Origin of the sequence: Pseudomonas sp. FP2338 (genome assembly GCF_030687515.1) — a bacterium.
Lineage (GTDB): Bacteria > Pseudomonadota > Gammaproteobacteria > Pseudomonadales > Pseudomonadaceae > Aquipseudomonas > Aquipseudomonas salomonii.
Window position 1 is genome coordinate 2,154,750 of sequence record NZ_CP117436.1, and the last position, 19,368, is coordinate 2,174,117.

General features: G+C 60.9%; 19 protein-coding genes. 7 read left to right on the forward strand and 12 right to left on the reverse strand.

Annotated features, from left to right (window positions below):
* Positions 1-18: 18 nt before the first annotated feature.
* Genes PSH96_RS09880 through PSH96_RS09895 form a run of 4 tightly spaced genes read right to left on the reverse strand, consistent with a single transcriptional unit; the run spans position 19 to position 2,634 of the window.
* Complete coding sequence (locus PSH96_RS09880) at positions 19-579, reverse strand: DUF6162 family protein (protein WP_305458874.1); 561 nt, start codon at positions 577-579, stop codon at positions 19-21.
* Positions 576-899 (reverse strand): hypothetical protein, encoded by a 324-nt coding sequence (locus PSH96_RS09885; protein ID WP_305458876.1) that lies wholly within the window; start codon positions 897-899, stop codon positions 576-578. The genes PSH96_RS09880 and PSH96_RS09885 overlap by 4 nt, the downstream gene beginning before the upstream one ends.
* Positions 896-1,435, reverse strand: a complete 540-nt coding sequence (locus PSH96_RS09890; RefSeq protein ID WP_017136359.1) for a hypothetical protein — start codon at positions 1,433-1,435, stop codon at positions 896-898. The genes PSH96_RS09885 and PSH96_RS09890 overlap by 4 nt, the downstream gene beginning before the upstream one ends.
* Positions 1,435-2,634, reverse strand: coding sequence for a PepSY domain-containing protein (locus PSH96_RS09895; RefSeq protein WP_305458878.1), 1,200 nt, complete (start codon positions 2,632-2,634; stop codon positions 1,435-1,437). The genes PSH96_RS09890 and PSH96_RS09895 overlap by 1 nt, the downstream gene beginning before the upstream one ends.
* Positions 2,635-2,903: 269 nt before the next feature.
* Here PSH96_RS09895 and leuC point away from each other — a divergent pair, with 269 nt between their 5' ends.
* The 6 genes from leuC to PSH96_RS09925 all read left to right on the forward strand — a co-directional run bounded on the left by leuC (position 2,904) and on the right by PSH96_RS09925 (position 9,893).
* Positions 2,904-4,322, forward strand: a complete 1,419-nt coding sequence (gene leuC, locus PSH96_RS09900; RefSeq protein WP_305458880.1) for a 3-isopropylmalate dehydratase large subunit — start codon at positions 2,904-2,906, stop codon at positions 4,320-4,322.
* Positions 4,319-4,933: a 3-isopropylmalate dehydratase small subunit gene (gene leuD / locus PSH96_RS09905; protein ID WP_305458882.1), complete on the forward strand. Its 615-nt coding sequence runs from the start codon at positions 4,319-4,321 to the stop codon at positions 4,931-4,933. The genes leuC and leuD overlap by 4 nt, the downstream gene beginning before the upstream one ends.
* A gap of 443 nt (positions 4,934-5,376) precedes the next feature.
* Positions 5,377-6,531 carry a KamA family radical SAM protein gene (locus PSH96_RS09910; protein WP_305458884.1) on the forward strand — a complete coding sequence of 385 codons (1,155 nt, stop codon included), beginning with the start codon at positions 5,377-5,379 and terminating at the stop codon, positions 6,529-6,531.
* A 29-nt stretch (positions 6,532-6,560) separates the two neighbouring features.
* Positions 6,561-7,922 carry an acetyl-CoA carboxylase biotin carboxylase subunit family protein gene (locus PSH96_RS09915; protein ID WP_305458886.1) on the forward strand — a complete coding sequence of 454 codons (1,362 nt, stop codon included), beginning with the start codon at positions 6,561-6,563 and terminating at the stop codon, positions 7,920-7,922.
* A gap of 4 nt (positions 7,923-7,926) precedes the next feature.
* Positions 7,927-8,664, forward strand: coding sequence for a 2OG-Fe dioxygenase family protein (locus PSH96_RS09920; RefSeq protein WP_305458888.1), 738 nt, complete (start codon positions 7,927-7,929; stop codon positions 8,662-8,664).
* Positions 8,661-9,893: an MFS transporter gene (locus PSH96_RS09925; RefSeq protein ID WP_305458890.1), complete on the forward strand. Its 1,233-nt coding sequence runs from the start codon at positions 8,661-8,663 to the stop codon at positions 9,891-9,893. Before PSH96_RS09920 ends, PSH96_RS09925 begins: the two co-directional genes overlap by 4 nt.
* Here PSH96_RS09925 and PSH96_RS09930 read toward each other — a convergent pair.
* The 5 genes from PSH96_RS09930 to soxR all read right to left on the reverse strand — a co-directional run bounded on the left by PSH96_RS09930 (position 9,874) and on the right by soxR (position 15,283).
* On the reverse strand, positions 9,874-10,788 hold the full coding sequence (locus PSH96_RS09930) for a LysR substrate-binding domain-containing protein (protein WP_305458892.1): 915 nt from the start codon (positions 10,786-10,788) through the stop codon (positions 9,874-9,876). The genes PSH96_RS09925 and PSH96_RS09930 overlap by 20 nt on opposite strands.
* Positions 10,789-10,867: 79 nt before the next feature.
* On the reverse strand, positions 10,868-12,172 hold the full coding sequence (locus PSH96_RS09935) for a dicarboxylate/amino acid:cation symporter (RefSeq protein ID WP_305458894.1): 1,305 nt from the start codon (positions 12,170-12,172) through the stop codon (positions 10,868-10,870).
* A 95-nt stretch (positions 12,173-12,267) separates the two neighbouring features.
* Positions 12,268-13,143, reverse strand: a complete 876-nt coding sequence (locus PSH96_RS09940) for an alpha/beta fold hydrolase (protein ID WP_305458896.1) — start codon at positions 13,141-13,143, stop codon at positions 12,268-12,270.
* 1,065 nt (positions 13,144-14,208) lie between these two features.
* Entirely contained in the window at positions 14,209-14,667 is a 459-nt protein-coding gene (locus tag PSH96_RS09945; protein ID WP_305458898.1) for a VOC family protein, read from the reverse strand.
* 166 nt (positions 14,668-14,833) lie between these two features.
* A complete protein-coding gene (gene soxR, locus PSH96_RS09950) occupies positions 14,834-15,283 on the reverse strand; it encodes a redox-sensitive transcriptional activator SoxR (protein ID WP_056859688.1) in 450 nt (149 codons plus the stop codon).
* Positions 15,284-15,382: 99 nt separating this feature from the next.
* Between soxR and PSH96_RS09955 the strand changes: the two genes are divergently transcribed.
* Entirely contained in the window at positions 15,383-15,748 is a 366-nt protein-coding gene (locus PSH96_RS09955) for an antibiotic biosynthesis monooxygenase (protein WP_056859702.1), read from the forward strand.
* Here PSH96_RS09955 and PSH96_RS09960 read toward each other — a convergent pair.
* The 3 genes from PSH96_RS09960 to ssuD all read right to left on the reverse strand — a co-directional run bounded on the left by PSH96_RS09960 (position 15,737) and on the right by ssuD (position 19,364).
* Complete coding sequence (locus PSH96_RS09960; RefSeq protein ID WP_058420116.1) at positions 15,737-16,840, reverse strand: sigma-54-dependent Fis family transcriptional regulator; 1,104 nt, start codon at positions 16,838-16,840, stop codon at positions 15,737-15,739. The two genes, PSH96_RS09955 and PSH96_RS09960, sit on opposite strands and share 12 nt — an antisense overlap.
* An 11-nt stretch (positions 16,841-16,851) precedes the next feature.
* Complete coding sequence (locus PSH96_RS09965) at positions 16,852-18,039, reverse strand: acyl-CoA dehydrogenase family protein (protein WP_056859690.1); 1,188 nt, start codon at positions 18,037-18,039, stop codon at positions 16,852-16,854.
* Between the two features lie 182 nt (positions 18,040-18,221).
* On the reverse strand, positions 18,222-19,364 hold the full coding sequence (gene ssuD / locus PSH96_RS09970; protein ID WP_305458902.1) for an FMNH2-dependent alkanesulfonate monooxygenase: 1,143 nt from the start codon (positions 19,362-19,364) through the stop codon (positions 18,222-18,224).
* Between the last annotated feature and the right edge of the window lie 4 nt (positions 19,365-19,368).

The window sequence follows — 19,368 nt, forward strand, 5'->3', positions numbered from 1 at the left end:
GGCACTCGGTCTTCTGGTTCAGTGACGGTGCTGGCGGGTCACGCCGGCATCGAATTGCGTGACCACCTGGCGCCAGCCGGCGGCGATCAGCGCCGCGTCGGTGAGGTCGGCAGGGGCGGCGAGGTTGGCCTGGCGGTTGAGCCACACATCCGGCTCGGCGCCTTGCACGCGCATCAGCACCGAGCCGCTGGTGCTCGGCGCTTGGCTCAAACCCAGGTAGGCCGCAGGCTCAAGCAGCTGCCAGTGATGGTCGCCACGGCTGATCGAACTGGCGTCCTGGGCAAACGGCGCGAAGCCCTCTTCGGCCAGTTGCGCAGGCGTCGGCAGGGCGTTCTGCTCCTGCTGCAACAGCTGGATTTCATCCAGGGTTACGCGCAGGTCGGCGTAGATGCCTTGCTCGGCAGCACTCAGGTCGCGGCGCGCGTCCAGCTGGTGGCTGGGCACGGCGACGACCTCCTGGGTTTCACCGTGCAGCGCCACCACGGTGCCAGCCACCGCGAGGATGATCAGGCACAGCAGTAACACGTAGAGGGTTTCATGGCCGGCCCCGGCGGGGCGTACAACCTGTGTGGTGCTCATTGGGGCTGGATATCCGCTTGGTCGATTTCCACCACGTGGCCGGGGCCTGCATCAAACAGCACATAGAACTCGGCCGAGGGCTTTTTGAAGGTCAGGGTCGAGTCCTGGCCAAGCTTGCCCGGCAGCAGGATGGTTTCGTCGTAGCCGATCACGTCCAGGGTCACGCCTGGCGCGCCGCTGCCGTCGGAAAAACCGCCGGTGCACTGGATCTGCTCGCCGGGGATTTCCTTGCATTCGCACATCGGGTTATGGGCCTGGGCGACGCTGCTGAAGCCGGCGCAGAGCAGTAAAACGGCGCGAGTCGTGCGCATTAACGTCATGGTTTAACTCCTTGCTTGTTCAGCCAGGCAATGGTGGCAGGCGAGGCCTGGCTCAGCGGGATGGAACCCTGGTGCATGGAGCCGTCCCAGCCTTCCATGGTCACCCAGACTTCGGCATCGACGGGGGTGCGCTCCGGCACCGGCAGCACCGCGCCCATGCGGTACGGTGTGCCGAAGAAAATCACCCCGGCCGCGCGCAGGCTGCGCGGTTTGCCGATACGCAGGTAAGTGGCCTTGACCTGCTCGGCGCAGGTGTCGCACAGGGCGGCGTTGAAAAATTTCATCGGGCCGGCCGGGTCCGGGCGCGGGCCTTCGTTGCGAAACTCTGCCAGGGTCAGGCTCCACGGCCCCACTTGCACTTCGCCGGCCACCCGCTCGCCAATGCCGCTGTCACCGCGAAACAACGCGGCGTCGGCAAAGTACTTGGGCATGAACCCCAGGGGCACCAGCAATAGCAGGACATTGATGTGGAAGCGCCACTTGAGCCAAAAGGCCCGCAGCGGCGAAGGTGGTGTTGTGGTCGCACGTTTGCTCATCAGTTGGCCTCCGAGGTTTCAGCCTGCCTGGCCGTGGCGGGGGCCGGTGCGCGTTGCGTCTTGGCCTCGCGCTTGAAGGCGTTAAGGGTGGCCAGCGCGGTGCGTTTGGTCCAGATCAGCAGACCGCTCAACACCATCATGCTCATGATCAGGCCGAAGAACGCCCAGATCAGCTTGACCCACAGGCCGCCAAAGTCGCCGGTGTGCAGCGGTCGCATGGATTCGGTGACGAACTCCAGTGTCGAGCGATCGGACAGCAGGTGCGACACGGCAATTTCACCGTCGTACGGGTTGAGCTGCGCCGTCTGGAACATCAACGGATACCAGCCGCGCCCGCCGATCTGCAGGTGGCTATAAGCGTTGCTGGGCAGGAAAACAAAACTGGCCTCAAGCCCTGGGATGCGCTGCGTGGCGATTTCAATGGCCCGATCGATCGGGATCATCGGTGCCGGTACACCCGGCGCCGACACAGGCACTTTTTCCCGCGCAATCACCGGCACGATGGGCTCACTGGAGATGGAGATCTGGTTGTCACCCAGAATTGCCCGGATCAGGAACCAGATGCCGGTGATGGAAATCACCGCGATAAACCAGATCGACCAGATACCGCTCAAACGGTGGAAGTCGCCCCAGAAGATCCGCGCGCCATGGCGGATGCGCAGGGTCGGGCGCAAAAAACCCTTCCAGAACCGCTTGTAGACCACCAGCCCGGTGACCAGCGATGCCAGCAGCGGTATGCCAAGTGCCGACACCAGGTACCAGCCCCAGCTGTAGCCATTGGTAAACGGCACCAGCCACCAACCGTGCAACGCGCGGGTAAATTGCTGGAAGTTGAAGGCCGGGCTGATGCCCTGGATTACGCCGGTATACGGGTTGACGTAGACCTCCACCGAGCGCCCATCGGGGTAACTGAGGTCGACACTCAGCGCGAAGTGCGACTCGTCCGGGCGGATGATCGACTGCACGATCGCCTGGGGTTCGTTGCGCTTGATGGCACCGATGACCTGGTCGTAACTCAGCCGTTCGGCATCGTCCGACGGCTTGCTGGCGCGGATATCCGGGTTGGCCAGCCAGACGATTTCCTGGCTGACCACCGCCAGGGTGCCGGTGACGCAGACGATCAGTACAAAAAACCAGATGGGCAACGCCAGCCAGCTATGAACCAGAAACCAGAGTTTTGAGCGTGACTTCTTCGACATGTGGATGCGGGTCTTGATCGGAGGAGGGCGAAGGAGGCCCGGAAAAGGCCGGTCGTAGCTTTTGCTGACGCGACGGGCTGTATCTAAGTTAAGACGGATGAGAATGAGAAATCCCTAAGCGGGATATGAAAGAAAATGTTTCAGCGTTGCCGGATTGAACACGAAACATGTTCCAAGCCATCACCCAGGTGCCATTGATGGGGCCGGGGGGCTGCGTAGGATGGGCTCATACCGTTGAGCGAGCGCTTATAAAAGTGAGTCCACAAAAAATGACAGCCAGAACCCTCTACGACAAACACATCGACTCCCACACGGTGTGCGCCCTGGATGACCAGGGCCATGTGCTGCTTTATATAGACCGCCAGGTGATCAACGAATACACCAGCCCCCAGGCGTTCAGCGGATTGCGCGAGGCCAAGCGTGGCGTATGGCGCCCCGGCACCGCGCTGGCGGTGGTCGACCACGTAAACCCCACCACGCCCATGCGCATTGCCGCAATGCCCGACGCAGGCGGCGCGCGGCAAGTCTCGTACCTGGCAGAAAATTGCCAGGATTTTGGCATCGAGTTGCTGGATATCCTCGACAAACGCCAAGGCATCGAACACGTGATTGCCCCGGAGCAGGGCTTTATCCTGCCGGGCATGGTGATCGCCGCCGGCGACAGCCACACCACCACCTACGGTGCCCTCGGCGCCTTCGGCTTTGGCATTGGCACCTCGGAAATCGAGCACCTGCTGGCCTCGCAGACCCTGGTGTACAAACGCCTGAAAAGCATGCGTGTAACGGTTGAGGGCCGCTTGGGCAATGGCCTTACCTCCAAGGACGTGATCATGGCGCTGATCGGCAAGATCGGCGCTTCCGGTGCCACCGGTTACGCCATCGAGTTTTGCGGCGCCACCATCGATGCGCTGAGCGTCGAAGCGCGCATGACCATCTGCAACATGGCGGTGGAAGCCGGCGCGCGTGGCGCTTTTATGGCACCTGACGAAAAAGTCTTCGCCTACCTCAAAGGCAAGCCGCGTGCGCCCAAGGGCGAGCTGTGGGAACAAGCCCTGGTGCAATGGCGCACGTTGCACACCGACGCCGATGCGGTGTTCGACCAGGAAGTGCAGCTAGACGCCAGCACTCTGGAACCCATGGTCACCTGGGGCACCAGCCCCGACCAGGCCGCGCCCATCGGTGCCCGCGTACCGGACCCGCAAGACGTCAGCGACCTGATCCTGCGCCAGGACATGCGCCGCGCCCTCAACTACATGGGCCTGGAGGCCGGCATGCCGCTCAGTGAAATCGTGATCAGCCACGCGTTTATCGGCTCGTGCACCAACGCGCGCATCGAAGACCTGCGCGACGCCGCCAGTGTGGTGCGTGGCAAGCAAGTGGCCGAGCATGTACGGGCAATGATCGTGCCGGGCTCCACCGAAGTGCGCGACCAGGCCGAAGCCGAAGGGCTGGCGGCGATTTTTATCGACGCCGGCTTCGAATGGCGCCAGTCGGGCTGCTCGATGTGCCTGGCGATGAACGATGACGTGCTGGCCCCCGGCGACCGCTGCGCGTCCAGCACCAACCGCAACTTCGAAGGTCGCCAGGGCGCCGGGGCGCGCACTCACTTGATGAGCCCGGCGATGGTCGCCGCCGCGGCCATCACCGGCCGTCTCACCGATATTCGTCATTTTGGAGACCGCCCATGAGCCTGCAACCGTTCACCCAGGTCACCGGCCAGGCCGCGCCGATGTTGGCGGCAAATATCGACACAGACGTGATCATGCCCAAGCAATTTCTTAAAGGCATCGACCGTGCCGGCCTCGACCGTGGGCTGTTCTTCGACCTGCGCTTTTTGCCCAATGGCGCGCCCAACCCCGAATTCGTGCTGAACCAGCCGGCCTGGCAGGGCGCGAGTTTTATGGTGGTAGGACCCAACTTCGGCTGTGGCTCGAGCCGTGAACACGCGGTGTGGGGCTTGAAGCAGATGGGCATTCGCGCGCTGATCGGCAGCAGCTTTGCCGGGATTTTCTATGACAACTGCCAGCGTAACGGGGTGTTGTTGATTACCTTGGACGAGGCGACGTTGCACGCACTTGGGCAGACGGTCAGCCAGCCTGCGCAGGCGCAGATCAGCGTGGACCTTGAGGCGCAGCAGATTCGCTTGGCCGATGGCCAGGTGATCCCGTTCCAGATCGACACCTTGCGCAAGACCGCGTTATTGCTCGGCCTGGATGCGATTGGCAGCACGTTGCAACGCAGTGAGCAGATCAAAACGTTCGAGCGCCAGCATCTGGCGGCCAATCCGTGGTTGGGTTAATGACCCTAATGATTTAACTACGTAGTCATATAAGTAGAGAACAACGCCCTCGCGTTACGGGAGGGCGTTTTTTTGGACTATTGATTTTTCAAATAACGCACGTTACACCACGTAACTGCAGTGATTTCAAAGGCGTAGTCGAGAGGCTAGGTTAAACCCTGAAAAAATACATGGGCAGGTTATTGACACCTTGTAGGCCATCGGCTTAAGTGAGTGCTGACTTGGAAAGTCGCACATTATAAGAAAAGGAAGTTGAAGCCATGACCGATGAATTAGTTAGCTTTCATACCTCTCTGGTGGCGGTGGTCAAGTTTATCACTTGATCGAGTGCTGCCACCTGTCAATCAGTTGTCATTGTTGCGGTTATCCCTGTTTTTTCCACTGTGAAAAGACACGTAAGCCTATGCCTTAACATCCGTTCAGAACACAGAGAGTTCAAACTCATGTCGATTTTTGATCAAGCAATCCTTCGTTCGGTACAGTGGCAGGATTGGCGTTGGCAGCAGAAGAATGCCATCCGCGACGAACCGGCACTGCGGGCTGCCTGCGGTGGCTGGAGCGAGGAAACCAGCGCGCATATCGAGCACAACTTGCGAGACCGCAAGTTGCAGATAACGCCTTATTACATTGACCTGATCAAGCGCTCTCTCACCGAGGGCGAGGTGATGGACCATCCGCTGTGGCGCCAAGTGGTGCCCTACTGGAGCGAGCAGGTCGCTGGCGATTACGACGGCACCTCGGAGAACTGGGAACTCGGCCACGAGATGAAAACGCCGATCTGCCAGCACAAGTACGACAACCGCGTGATCCTGCGCATGACCAACACCTGCAACGCCTATTGCCAGTTCTGCTTCGAAGCGCTGCGCACCTTGCAAGTCGGCACCGAGAAGGCCAATGCCAGCGCCGACTCGTTCAAGGACTCGCTCGAGTACATCCGCAACAACCCGGGCATCGAAGAGGTGATTCTCAGCGGCGGTGACCCGTTGATGCTCGCCGACCGCAAGCTCGAAGAGAACCTCGCCGCCCTGCGTGGCATCCGCGATGACTTGCTGATTCGCCTGCACACACGGGCCTTGAGCTTTAACCCGTTTCGCGTGACCGATGAGTTACTGGCGATGTTGGAGAAGTACAAGGTTAATGCGTTTGGCGTGCATGTGTGCCACCCGCTGGAACTGAGTGAAGACTTTGCCGTGGCGGTTAAACGTATCCAAAGTGTGGTGCCGATTGTGTTCTCCAACATGCCGCTATTGCGTGGCGTGAACGACGATGAGGCCACCTTGCATAAACTGTTTATTGATCTGTATCGGCTGGGTGTAAAGCCGTATTACTTGTATCACTTCATGCCGTTTTCACCCGGGGCTTCAGAATATAAAGCTTCCATCAGTCACGCCATCGCTATTATGGATCGCCTCAAGCGGCGCGTGTCCAATATAGCCATGCCGGAATATGTACTGCCCCATGCACAGGGCAAGTTTACCGTGCCGCTGCTGGACTTTGAACAACCACAAGACTTGCCGCACTTTGAAGTGCGCGATGGGCAACGTCATTACCGTTTCCGTAATTGGGAAGGGCAGTGGTGCAGTTGGCAGGATGCCTGACGTAATTGACGCATGAGGCGGTATGAATAATGAAACAAGATGCCATTCTTTTTATTGATGTCGATGACAGTGCTTCCATTCGCTATAGCTACCGAGAGCCGCACTTTGTTGCGGCCCGGGCCAAAGGCCTGGTGTGTTTGACTGCGGGTCTGGTGGGGCGCAAGCACCTGCAACGGCTGCAGGACGACAGTGATGAAGTGTTCCTGCTCGATACACTCAGCGAACCGGCCATTCTCGACTTGGTGGGCGAACTGGATGGGCGCTATCAGATCCGCGCGATTTTCTGCCAGGCCGGCCATTCGTCTGCGTTGGGGCAAGTCGGTTGCATCGTAGCGCAGGCCAGTCAGCGCCTGGGCCTGGTGTACAGCTGCCCGCAAGCCATTGCCGCGTGTAACAACAAGTTCCTGATGCGCCGGGCGCTGAGCCAGCATGGCGTGCGCTCCGTGCCCTTCGCGCTGTGCAATGACGAACAACAACTGCAACAAAGCGCCGAGCGCATGGGCTATCCGCTGATTGCCAAACCGCCGTTTGGTGGCGCCTCGGCGTTTATCAAGAAGTGCTTCAATTGGCCAGAGTTAAGCCGGCACTATGCGCAATTTCGCAGTGGCCACGCCAACGCTGCCTACGCCGATTTCTACGGTTGTGAGCACATCCTGGCTGACGAAGAAGGGCAGCAACGCCATTACATTCCAGGGCACAGCCTGTTGTTGGAGGGGTTTATCCAAGGCGTTGAAGGCAGCGTGGAGTGTGTAATCGTCGGCCGTCAGGTTCATGCGCTGTTGATCAACGAAAAACTGATGTTGACCGAGCGCAGTGGCACGGTGCTGGAGAACCTGCTGATTTCCCCGCCCACGTCTTTTACCGACACCCAGTGCGAGCAGATTCGTCAGTACGCGGGGGATTGCCTGCGTGCTGTGGGGCTGACCAACGCGCTGGTGCATTTCGAATTTCGTATGACGGAAGCGGGGCCGGTGGTGATTGAGATCAACCCGCGCGTCGGCGGGCTTTACGTCAATGCGGCGTTCCGTGACCTGGCCGGTATTGACCCGTACGACCTTTATCTGTCTCTGCTGTTGGGTGAGCCGGACCTGAATGCCCGGTTGCAAGCCTGTGCGCATAACATCGCGAGTGCCTCCCAGCATTACTCGATGCTGGCGATCTACCCGGAACACAGTGGTCAGTTCAAGGGCATTGAGGGGATGCAGTTCCTCGATGAACACCCAGCGGTGCTGGAGTATTTCCAGCAGGAACCCGGCAACTGCATCGATGCAGATATCGAGGAGCACTATTTGCTCAAGTGCTGGGCCAAGGTCGACGATGCTGCCGACGCCCACGCCGTGCATGATGCAATCCGGCACAACCTGCGCGTGATCATCGACAGTAAGGTTTAGCGATATGGACATCCCACAGATTGGCGCGCACTTGCGCGAGCACCACTATTGTCACCGTCGGGACTTTGGCCAGTTGCTCAACGTTGAGCCTGGCGAAGAGCAAAGCTTTCGCGCCTACTGGGCGAACCTGGTGCGCGACGAGGCGTTCAAGGAATACACACATCGCGAACGGCGGATCCTGCGCTATCGTTTATCCCCGTCGCGGCAGTTGCAGATCGACCGCACGACCGCGTTCAAGTCACCGGTCACCTATGCGGTCAACTATCGCCAGGGCGTGAACCACTTGAGCTACAGCGAGGAGGGCTTTATCGAGCACCCACTGATGCAGAAATTGCTCGCCACCGACCTGGCGGTGATCGAACCGCACCTGGGTCCGCATGCCTACACCATTGATATCCACCAGTTCCGCGTGCGTGCAGAGGGGCCATCGGCCAGCCCGACCACCTCGGGGATTCACCAGGACGGCCTGGATTGGGTGTTCATGCATTTCATTGGCCAGAGCAATACCGTGCCGGTGGTGTCCGAGGTGTTTACGGCTGAGGCGGAGCACAGCCGCGTGCTGAACCTGGCGATGGAGCAGTTTCTGGAAACCATTGTGATCAACGACCGTGGGCTCTATCACCGCGCCGGCGCTGTCCGTCCGCAGGCCGATTCGGCACCGGCCTGGCGTGACGTGCTGCTGGTCAGCCTGCGCGGCGTGGCTGCTGATGTACGGCTGGAAGACGAGGTACACCCTGCATGAGCGACGTTCAGCCATTGGGCCTGTCGACCCGCAACGCCCGCTTGATCATCTTTGCGCGGGGCGTGTCGGACTTCGGCGCATTCCTCAACATGGTGGCGCTCTCGACCTACGTTTACTGGCTCAGCCAAAGCGTGGTGTTTGTCAGTGTGTTCCTGGCGTGCCGGGTCACGGGCGGGATTGTCGCCAGCCTGTTCGGCATCCCGTTTTTCCGGCGCTTTGCGGGGCGCAGTACCCTGGCCGGGCTGGACCTGGCCCGTGCGCTGTTACTGGTGCCGCTGCTGGTGTTGATACCGGCGCATCAACTCAACGTGCTGCCGTTTATCGCGTTCGGCATCGGCCTGTGCAACTCGCTGTTTGCCATTGGCCTCAATAGCCAGTTGCCGACCTGGGTGGCGCTCGAGCAGCGGGTGAGCACCAATGCCTGGATCACCTCGGCGGCGGCTACCGGTGCGGTATTTGGCAGCTTGCTCTCCGGCTTACTGATCGCCACGGGCGGATTCGAGGCGGTGTTTGCCGTCAACATCGGCACTTACGTGGCGGCGGCCTGCCTGATCCTGCCGTTGCGCGCCTTGTATTCAGTCGCCGTGGCCGCGCATCGCGGGCTTGCCGCCGAATGGCATGAGCTGACCAAAGGCCTGCGCGGTGCGCCGGTGTTGGCGGCGATGTTGTTGATCAGCATGCTCGACACCCTCGGCAGTGCTGCACATAACGTCGGCTGGCCGGTGTTGTCGCAATACATTTCGCCGGACACCGCGAAAACCGTCATGGGCTACCTGCTGGCGGTGTGGGCCTGCGGCAAGTTCATCGGCGCGCGCGTGGCCAGTGCGCTACTCAAGAGCCGTGGCACCCAAGGCATGGAGCGCTGGTTCATGGCGGGTGTGGCGCTGATGTCCAGCGGCTTTATCCTGACCTTCCAGCAAACCGAACTGTGGCTGGCGCTGTTGCTGGTGGTGTGGGCCGGGCTGGGCGATGGTATCTCCGAAGTGGCGCTGGTTTCCCGCGCACAAAGTGAACCCGATAGCTTGCGCCTGCCGCTGTTCAGCCTGTTGACGCTGATCCAGATGGCCGGCTTTGGCGTGGGCATGCTGGTGGTGGGGCCGTTCTACCTGACGTGGACGCCGGCCCAGGTGATCGTGCTGTTCCACGGGCTGCCGTTGACGGCCCTGGTGATCATGACGGTATGGCTGGGTGTCAACGCCACGCGGGGCGTCAGATCGACAACCCCTTGAAATGCTCCTGTAAAAATTCCACGCAGGCGCGCAATTTGCCGGAGTAGGCCAAACGTGTCGGGTACACCGCCCACACGTTGGCGCTTTGGGTGTAGGTGTGCAGCACCTGCACCAGCCTGCCCTGTTCCAGCAGCGGTTTTACGTCCCACATCGAGCGCAGTAACACGCCGCGCCCGTCCAAAGCCCACTGCAACACGATCTCGCCGTTGTTCGATGACAGCGGCCCGCGTACACGCACGCTTTCGGGCGCGCCGTCACGCTCCAGGTTCCAGATACCGAAGGCGTTGTCGCGCTCCTTGAGCACCAGGCAGTCGTGCTGCTCCAGGTCGCTCAACTGTTGCGGCGTGCCTTTGCGTTGCAGGTACGCCGGTGCTGCGCACAGCACCCGGCGATTGCTCACCAGCCGCCTGCCGATGTGCTGGCCGGGGATGTCATCGCCGACGCGAATCTCCAGGTCGAACCCTTCGCTGACGATATCCACCACGCGGTCGAACAGGTCCAGGCGGATTTCCAGGTCCGGGTACTGCTCGGCCAGCAGCGACAGGGCCGGCGCCACATGATTGCGGCCGAAGCCGAAGCTGCTGCACAGGTGCAGATGCCCGCGCGGGCTGTCGTGGGCATCGCTGAGTTCATCGGACAGTTGCTGGAAATCTTCGAGGATGCGCACAGCCCAGCGTTGCACTCGCTCGCCGTCTTCGGTCAGGGCGATGCGGCGGCTGGTGCGGTGCAGCAGGCGCGTGGCCAGGGTGGTTTCGAGGATCTGAATGCGCTTGCTCACATACGCAGGCGACAGCCCCAGTTCATCAGCGGCGGCAGCGAAGCCGGCCTTGCGGATCACGGTGAGGAACACCCGCAGGTCTTCGGGTAGGGGCACGGTATCTTTCTTATGATTCATCAGAAAGATACCGTGGCGGCATGAGCCGCCAGAATAGCACCGGATCGGCATGCCTTCCGGCATGCCGATCCGTTACTGCTTACTCGGCGGCGATCTTCGCCTGCGCGGCAGCTCGCGCATGGCGGCCATGCTTGAGGGCGATAGGGGCCATTTTTTCGCGATCCAGCTCACCTTCCCAGGCGGCTACCACCAATGCCGCGACGGCATTGCCGATGATATTGGTCAGCGAGCGGCACTCGGCCATAAAGCGGTCGACACCCAGGATCAGCACCATCGCCGCTACCGGCACGGTGGGCACCACCGCCAGGCTCGCGGCCAGCGCCACAAAACCTGCACCCACCACCGCACCGGCGCCCTTGGAGGTGAGCATGGCCACCGCCAGCAAGGTCAATTGTTGCTCCAGCGGCAGGTGGATATTGGTGGCTTGCGCCAGGAACAACACCGCCAAGGTCATGTAGATGTTGGTGCCGTCGAGGTTGAAGGTGTAGCCGGTCGGCACCACGATGCCCACCACGCCTTTGGACGCACCCAGGCTTTCGAGTTTCTGGATCAGTTGCGGCAGCGCCGACTCCGACGAGCTGGTGCCCAGCACAATCAACAGCTCCGACTTGATATAGCCCATCAACTTGAAAATGCTGAAGCCGGCGTAGCGCGCGATGCTGCCCAGCACCACGGCGACAAAGAAAAACGCGGTGAGGTAGAACGTACCCACCAACTTCAGCAATGGCAGCAACGAGCCCACGCCATATTTGCCGATGGTGAAGGCAATCGCCCCAAACGCGCCGATGGGCGCCACGCGGCTGATGATGCCGACGATGCGAAAGAACACTTCGCTGGCCTGGTTGATCACGCCCACCAATGGCCGGCCTTTTTCCCCGACCATCACCAGGCCGACGCCGAACAGTACCGAGACAAACAGTACCGGCAGGATTTCACCCTTGGAGAAGGCATCAAAAAACGTGGTGGGGATCACGTGCAGCAGGAACCCGGTGATGCCTTCGCCCTGTTCGGCCTGGCCGACAAAACCGGCGATGGCCGAGCTGTCGAGGGTTTTCACATCAATGTTGAAACCCACGCCCGGTTGCAGCAGGTGCGCGGCAAGGAGGCCGATCAGCAGGGCGATGGTGGAGACGATCTCGAAGTACAGCAGTGCCTTGCCGCCGACGCGGCCCACCTGTTTCACATCGTGCATGCTGGTGATGCCGGACACTACCGTGCAGAAGATGATCGGGCCGATGATCATCTTGATCAGCTTGATAAACCCGTCGCCCAGCGGCTTGAGGTCGATACCGATTTGCGGCCGGACATGGCCGATCAACACACCCAGCGCGATGGCGATGAGCACCTGGACATACAGGGTTCCCAGCAGTTTTCGGATTGTCATTGTTATTATCTCGGGATGTTTTTTGGGCAAAGCGAACCCGTCGCAGGCTTTGGCAGCCTGCGAGGCGGGTGTTTCAGATCAGGGTGTCAGTGCATTCAGCGTAGGAAGGCCAGGACTTCGCCAAGCAACAACTCAGGGGCTTCTTCGGCAATGTAGTGCCCGGCCGGCAGGGCTTTACCACGCACGTCTGTGGCGACTTTCTGCCATTCCTTGAGCGGCTCGAAGCAGCGGCCGACGGTACCTTCAGCGCCCCACATCACCAGCAACGGCAGGTTCAGGTGATTGCCGGCGTCGATGTCGGCCTGGTCGTGCTCAAGATCGATGCCGGCGGCAGCGCGGTAGTCCTCGCAGATACCGCGAGCGGTGCCGGGCAGTTGCAGGCAGCGCAGGTATTCGGCGAAGGCTTCATCGGTGAACGGTTTGAGCCCGGCGCTGCGGCTGCCCATGACGCTGCGCAGGTACAACTCGGGGTTGCTCTCGATCAGCGCTTCGGGCAACGGCGCCGGGCGGATCAGGAAGAACCAGTGCCAGTAGGCGCGGGCGAAGGCTTCGTCGGTCTGGGCGTACATCGACAAGGTGGGTGCGATGTCCAGCAGCACCATGCGCTGCACGGCGGCGGCGTGGTCGAGGGCCAGGCGATGGGCGACGCGGGCGCCACGGTCATGGGCCAGTACCGAGAAACTGTCGAAGCCCAGGGCTTGCATCAGCTCGACGGCGTCGCGGGCCATTTCGCGTTTGAAATAATGGGTGTGCTGGTCGTTGGCCGGTGGCTTGCCGCTGTCGCCATAACCGCGCAGGTCGGCGGCAACTACGGTGAAGTGTTCGGCCAACTGTTCGGCGACTTTGTGCCAGATGACGTGGGTTTGCGGGTGCCCGTGCAACAGGAGCAGACCGGGACCTGTACCGCCTTTGCGGTAGCTGATGTCCACGCCGTTGACGTGGCACTGGTCTTTTTGGAATCCGGCGAACATGGAATGACTCCTCTTTGTAAGTGCTTGCATCGTGGAATCACGCGGGGTTTGGGGCAAGGGGGAAAGCGTGGAGGGGTTGTTCATGAAGTGTGTTGCGGGGTTGGTTGCTGTGGCGGTTTTTCGGTGTGCATATCCGTTATTTGGGTAACGGCTTCTATTGGTTCCGCTCTTACAGCGGGTCACTTTTGGCAAACGCCCCAGAAGTAACCAAAAGGTCTGTGCCCCACCACTCGGCACCTCGCTAATGCTCGGTGTGCCCGCACTCCGGCTTGAATCCGTGGGCCGCCGCGATGGGCCATCCTTGGCCCAGCGCGGCTAACCCGGCGTCCTGCCGGGTTACCCACGGATTCAAGCCTGCGTTCGGCCATCGTGGTTGACGGGGCGCCTCAGATCAAAATCAAGATCTACAGCACGGCGGCCTGAAAGCCGACCTGAGTGGTTAAATCAAAAGCCAGATCAAGTGCAAGTCAAAAGCCTCTCTACCTGATGCAACTCGGTCCAAATGTGGGAGCGGGCTTGCTCGCGAATGCGGTGGGTCAGTTACAGATGAATTGACTGACCCACCGCATTCGCGAGCAAGCCCGCTCCCACAGTTGACCGAGTATGGCTCTGCTGTTGCTGTTGCTGTTGCTGTTGCTGTTGCTCTGGCCCTTACATCCTTTTCGCTGACGAAGTCAGCGGTCTTTTGATCTGGCGCTTGTGATCTTGATCTTGATCTGAAATCGCCCCGTCAAACACGATGGCCGGAATCTGACACTGATTTGGGGGGTAAACCGGCAGGGATGCCGGTTTAGCCGCCCCGCGCCATGGATGGCGCGTGGCGGCGGCCCCCCAAATCAGTGTCGGATTGCGGGCATGCCGAGCCACAGCGAGGCACCGAGTGTTGGGGCGAGGACCTTTTGGTTACTTTTGACTGGGCCGGCATTCCGGTCCTTGCAAAAGTGACCCGCCGTAAGGGCGGAACCCTAAGCCGCCGTTACCGCAGCAACGGATATGTACACCACCCAAAGACCGCCATCGCAGGCAAGCCAGCTCCCACATTGGATGTGCAGGTTTACTGAAACTTCAGCCTTGCTCGAACATCGCCATGGCCCGCTCGCGAATCTGCGCTTCAGTCAGATCCTCCTTGCGCGTAGCCAAAAACCACAGGTGACCGAAGGGGTCCTTCACGCTCGCCGAGCGGTCGCCGTAAAATTGATCTTTTGGCTCAGACACCGAAAGGGCGCCTGCATCAATGGCCTGTTGGTACTGCGCATCCACATCGTTCACATACAGGTGCAAACCGACGCTGGTGTGTTCATCGGGATTACGCAGGGCCATGTCGGCGCACGGCGAGCCGAGCATGATCGCCGAGTCACCGATGCGCAGCTCGGCGTGGCCGACCTTGCCGTCGGGCATGTCCAGGCGCATGACCTGCTTGGCACCGAAGGCTTTCTGGTAAAACTCAATGGCCTCAGCAGCGTTGTCGATGCCCATATACGGCGTGACACTGTGATAACCCTCGGGGATTGGCTTAACGCTCATATCGTTCTCCTTAGGTGGTGGTTGTAAAGGTCCGGTCTTTTCACTATAGGCCACGTCCGCCGTGGCCTGCAGGTAACCGACGAGGTGTTGGCAAGTCGGTTTTACTGACAGACCGGGTTGTCTGCATCGCAGGCAAGCCAGCTCCCACATTGATCGCATTACCAACTCAGGCGGGTGTGGTGGGCTCCAGTAATTGGGCGCCTGGCCCGTGCTCACCTAACTGATCATCCTGATTACGCAACGGACACGCCTCCAGCGATAAACACCCGCAACCAATACAACCACTGAGTTTGTCGCGCAGCAGCATCAGCTTGTTGATGCGCTGATCCAGATCCTCACGCCACAGTGCCGACAAGCGTTCCCAGTCCTGTGCAGTGGGCGTGCGCCCGTCCGGCAAGGTCTGCAACGCCTCGCCAATCGTTGCCAGTGGAATCCCCAAGCGTTGTGCGATCTTGATCACCACCACGCGCCGCAACACATCCCGTGGATAGCGCCGCTGGTTGCCGGCGTTGCGGTTGCTCTTGATCAACCCCTTGGACTCATAAAAGTGCAGCGCCGTAACCGCCACACCGCTACGTGCGGCGAGTTGGCCGACGGTGAGTTCCTTGGTAAGCATAAAAACTCCAGATAAGCGCTTGACCTTGACTTAACTAGAGGTTTTACCCTGCGTGGCATCGAATCGCAAGATTCTGCCTACAGAGAGAGGGGAGTGTTCATGCAGGTATCAGAGAAAAATCGCAGCTTCACTCAGTTGATCGAGTTTCAGATCGAACCTCAGCAGCAATTTGCCCTGGTGGCGGCCTTGTCCACCCAGAGCGAACGCCTGGCCCAGGGCCATGGCGGCTTTATCAATGCCAGTGTGCAAGTCAGCGACGACGGGCGGCGAGTGCTCAATTACCTGCAATGGCGCTCGCGTGAGGACGGCGAGGCGGCGTTCAAGTGTTTTGAGCACGGCGAGGAAGACTTCTGGACGCTGATTCGCGCCCACCAGGCCACGGCGGTGACCTTCGGTTCATTCCAGGTGCTGCGCAGTTTCGAGCGCAGCCATGACAACGCGTTGCACTGCCGCCTAAATGGATAAGTGCAGCATGCGTTCGCCCTGCACGTTTTCGCCGGGGCGGCGTTTGTTCACCGCCAATTCGCCGATCTTGATCAGGCGTGTGCGCGTGACGTTGCGGCTCAGGCCCAGCAGGTTGGCGGTGTGCACCTGGTTGTAATGGCTGAAACGGTAGGCGGCGCGCAACAGCGCGTCTTCGACCTTTTCATGCAGGGCGCCGGCCTGTTCTTCGAAGAGCTTTTGAAAGGCGCGGGCCAGCAAGGCGTCGGCGCTGTTGTCGGTGCCGTGCTGGCTGTCGTCCTGGCGCTCGATGCGCATGTTCGACAGGCGCAGATCATCGCGCTCGATCAGGCCATTACGGCAGATCAGCAACGTGTGGTGAATCACGTTTTCCAGCTCGCGGATATTGCCCGGCCAGCTGTAGCTTTTGAGCTTGTGTTCGGCCTCGCGGCTGATGGTGATGGGGCCGTAACCCAGGCGCTGGCTATAGGCTTCGATAAAATGCCGGGTCAGCGGCAGGATATCGCCGGGGCGCTCGCGCAGTGGGCTGAGTTCGAGGCTGACCACATCCAGGCGGTAGTAGAGGTCTTCGCGAAAGTGCCCCGCGTTGATGGCTTTTTCCAGCTGCACGTTGGTGGCCGCCAGCACGCGTACATCAATCGGAATGCTCTTGCGCGAACCCAGGCGCACGACTTCGCGTTCCTGTAGAACGCGCAACAATTTGACCTGGATCGCCATCGGCAAATCGCCGATCTCATCGAGGAACAAGGTGCCGCCGTCGGCCTCTTCGAACCAGCCGGCCTTGGCGCTGAGGGCGCCGGTAAACGCACCTTTTTCATGCCCGAACAACTCGGCTTCCACCAGGGATTCGGAAAACGCGCCGCAGTTCACCGCCACAAAGGGCCGGTTGCGCCGCGCACTGAGGTTATGAATATGGCGCGCCACCAGCTCTTTGCCGGTGCCGGTCTCGCCGATGATCAGCACGCTGGCTTCGCTCGGTGCCACTTGCTGGATATGGTCGAGCAACGCCTGGGATTTGGGGTCTTCGAAGACCTGGGCCGTGGCGCGAATCGAGGTCGCGAGGGCGGGCGAGGGCGGTAAGGTCAACAGCTGCATGGGCACCTCTCTCAGGAGTAGAACGTCGGGATCGGCAGGGACTGGTTCAACGCCCAGTCCCCCAGTTCGTGGAGTTTGTAATCCACCGGGTCGTGCAGGGTTTGCGTGCGCAAGTTGCGCCAATGGCGGTCCAGGCGCAGCGAGGCATGGGTCGAGCGCGCGCCGGTGACTTCAAACAGGCGGCTGCACAGGTCCAGGCCCTGGCGGGTGGCGGCGACTTTGGCGGTGGCGATGGCAATGGCCAGTTCGCCGCGTTGCTGTTCGCTCAAGCTGGCACCTTTGGCCCAGGCCTGGTCGAGCAATTCGCCAGCGCGTTCGACCAACAGGCGAACGCCTTGCAGGGCCACCCAGAATTCGCCGTAGTGGTGCAGCACGTAAGGGTCCTGGCGCACATCGCCAGCCGAAGATTTGTGCCACGCACGGGTTTCGGTGAGGGTGTAGTTGCGCGCTTCTTCAAAGGCGCCTTCGGCAATCCCGAGAAACATATACGTGAACGTCAACTGCGCGATCAGCGGGCGCAGGCAGGCGAAGGGCGTGCTCAACGGGCCGGGATCGAGCAGCAATTCCGACTCTTCGACACGCACCCGTTCAAAGCTGGCGCTGCCGCTGTCGGTTTGGCGCTGGCCGATGTTGTTCCAGTCGTTGTGCAAGGTAATGCCGCTGCGTCCGCTGGGAATCGCGGCGATCAGCAGCTTGCCGCCGGCGCTTTCGTCCACGGCCGAGGCAATGAGCATTTCCGAATCGCTGGCGCCGGAGCAGAAGCTTTTCTTGCCGGAAAATTCGCGCCAGCCGCCGAAATCCTTGACCAGCGTGCGCGTGTCCAGCGGGTTGAGGGCATTGCCCCAGAACCAGTTTTTGCGTGCGGTCTGTTCGAACCACGGCTGCCATTGGTCGGGGCGCGCAAACAGGCGCACGGTGGCAAGCATCAAGTGGTGAAAGCCGAAGACATGGGCGATGGAGCTGTCGACCTTGGCGAACTCGCGCACGATGCCCAGGGTTTCACTCCAGCGCGCGCCGAGGCCGCCGTATTGCGTGGGGATACTCAGGGCCAGCAGGCCGCTTTGGCGCAGCGCGTCCCGTTCGGCCTTGGGCGTGCCGCCGCGCTCATCGCGTTCAACGGCGGTGAGGGCGAATTCGGCGGCCAGCAGTTTGGCGGTCTGCAAAGGTGAGGGCAGGACGCTGTGGGGTTTGGCTGTCACACGGGGTTCCTCAATGTCGGTCTGGCAATGATGGCTCAGTGGGTGATTACCTGTGGCGAGGGAGCTTGCTCCCGTTCGGCTGCGCAGCAGTCGCCGGCTCTTGGGGGCGCTTCGCACCCCAGCGGGAGCAAGCTCCCTCGCCACAACAAGCCCGCTCCCACCTGAAGCCGAACTCGGTGCACTCAGGCTTTGGTGTTCGGCAACACATCATTGGCAATCATTTCGCCAAACGGCCCCGTGAGGTTGGTGATGCCGCGCCCGGCGAGGCTGGCGTAAGGTTCCGGCAACAGCGGGAACACCAGCTCGGCAAAGCGATAGGCTTCTTCCAGGTGCGGGTAGCCGGAGAAGATGAAGCTCTCGATGCCAAGATCGGCGTATTCCTTGATGCGCTCGGCCACTTGCTGCGGGTTGCCCACCAACGCGGTGCCGGCACCGCCGCGTACCAGGCCGACACCGGCCCACAGGTTGGGGGCGATTTGCAGGTTGTCGCGGCGCCCGTCATGCAACGCCGCCATGCGCCGCTGGCCTTCAGAGTCAAAGCGCGAAAAGGACTTTTGCGCGGCGGCGATGGTTTCATCGCTGATGTGTTCGATCAGTTTGTCGGCGGCTTTCCAGGCGTCTTCTTCGGTTTCGCGCACGATTACATGCAGGCGAATGCCGAACTTGACGGTGCGCCCATGGCGCGCTGCGCGTTCACGCACGTCGGCAAGTTTTTGCGCAACGGCGGCGGGCGGCTCGCCCCAGGTCAGGTACACGTCGACCTGCTTGGCGGCCAGGTCGTGGGCAGCATCCGACGAACCGCCGAAGTACAGCGGCGGATACGGCTTCTGCACCGGTGGGTAAAGCGCTTTGGCGTTCTGCACACGCAGGTGCTTGCCTTCAAAGTCCACCGACTCGCCCTGCAACACACGGCGCCAGATCTGCAGGAATTCGTCGGAGACTTCGTAGCGTTCACTGTGGTCGAGGAAACTGCCGTCGCCACGGTTTTCATCGGGGTCGCCGCCGGTGACCACGTTGATCAGCAATCGGCCGTTGGACAGGCGGTCCAGGGTCGCGGCCATGCGCGCCGACACCGTGGGCGAAATAATCCCCGGGCGAATCGCTACCAGGTAACGCAGGCGTTCGGTCAGTGGCACCAGTGCCGAGGCGATTACCCAGGAATCTTCACACGAGCGCCCGGTAGGAATCAGTACGCCGAAGTAACCGAGGCTGTCAGCCGCTTGCGCCACCTGCTTCAGATAATTGAGGGTGACCGGGCGCGCACCTTGGGTGGTGCCGAGGAAATGGCCGTCGCCGTGTGTGGGCAGAAACCAGAAAACATCCATGACA

What these genes read in the sequence shown, in the direction of transcription:
- PSH96_RS09880 (WP_305458874.1), bottom strand. Translation starts at nt 579, where the DNA reads ATGAGCACCACACAGGTTGTACGCCCCGCCGGGGCCGGCCATGAAACC.
- PSH96_RS09885 (WP_305458876.1), bottom strand. Translation starts at nt 899, where the DNA reads ATGACGTTAATGCGCACGACTCGCGCCGTTTTACTGCTCTGCGCCGGC.
- PSH96_RS09890 (WP_017136359.1), bottom strand. Translation starts at nt 1,435, where the DNA reads ATGAGCAAACGTGCGACCACAACACCACCTTCGCCGCTGCGGGCCTTT.
- PSH96_RS09895 (WP_305458878.1), bottom strand. Translation starts at nt 2,634, where the DNA reads ATGTCGAAGAAGTCACGCTCAAAACTCTGGTTTCTGGTTCATAGCTGG.
- leuC (WP_305458880.1), top strand. Translation starts at nt 2,904, where the DNA reads ATGACAGCCAGAACCCTCTACGACAAACACATCGACTCCCACACGGTG.
- leuD (WP_305458882.1), top strand. Translation starts at nt 4,319, where the DNA reads ATGAGCCTGCAACCGTTCACCCAGGTCACCGGCCAGGCCGCGCCGATG.
- PSH96_RS09910 (WP_305458884.1), top strand. Translation starts at nt 5,377, where the DNA reads ATGTCGATTTTTGATCAAGCAATCCTTCGTTCGGTACAGTGGCAGGAT.
- PSH96_RS09915 (WP_305458886.1), top strand. Translation starts at nt 6,561, where the DNA reads ATGAAACAAGATGCCATTCTTTTTATTGATGTCGATGACAGTGCTTCC.
- PSH96_RS09920 (WP_305458888.1), top strand. Translation starts at nt 7,927, where the DNA reads ATGGACATCCCACAGATTGGCGCGCACTTGCGCGAGCACCACTATTGT.
- PSH96_RS09925 (WP_305458890.1), top strand. Translation starts at nt 8,661, where the DNA reads ATGAGCGACGTTCAGCCATTGGGCCTGTCGACCCGCAACGCCCGCTTG.
- PSH96_RS09930 (WP_305458892.1), bottom strand. Translation starts at nt 10,788, where the DNA reads ATGAATCATAAGAAAGATACCGTGCCCCTACCCGAAGACCTGCGGGTG.
- PSH96_RS09935 (WP_305458894.1), bottom strand. Translation starts at nt 12,172, where the DNA reads ATGACAATCCGAAAACTGCTGGGAACCCTGTATGTCCAGGTGCTCATC.
- PSH96_RS09940 (WP_305458896.1), bottom strand. Translation starts at nt 13,143, where the DNA reads ATGTTCGCCGGATTCCAAAAAGACCAGTGCCACGTCAACGGCGTGGAC.
- PSH96_RS09945 (WP_305458898.1), bottom strand. Translation starts at nt 14,667, where the DNA reads ATGAGCGTTAAGCCAATCCCCGAGGGTTATCACAGTGTCACGCCGTAT.
- soxR (WP_056859688.1), bottom strand. Translation starts at nt 15,283, where the DNA reads ATGCTTACCAAGGAACTCACCGTCGGCCAACTCGCCGCACGTAGCGGT.
- PSH96_RS09955 (WP_056859702.1), top strand. Translation starts at nt 15,383, where the DNA reads ATGCAGGTATCAGAGAAAAATCGCAGCTTCACTCAGTTGATCGAGTTT.
- PSH96_RS09960 (WP_058420116.1), bottom strand. Translation starts at nt 16,840, where the DNA reads ATGCAGCTGTTGACCTTACCGCCCTCGCCCGCCCTCGCGACCTCGATT.
- ssuD (WP_305458902.1), bottom strand. Translation starts at nt 19,364, where the DNA reads ATGGATGTTTTCTGGTTTCTGCCCACACACGGCGACGGCCATTTCCTC.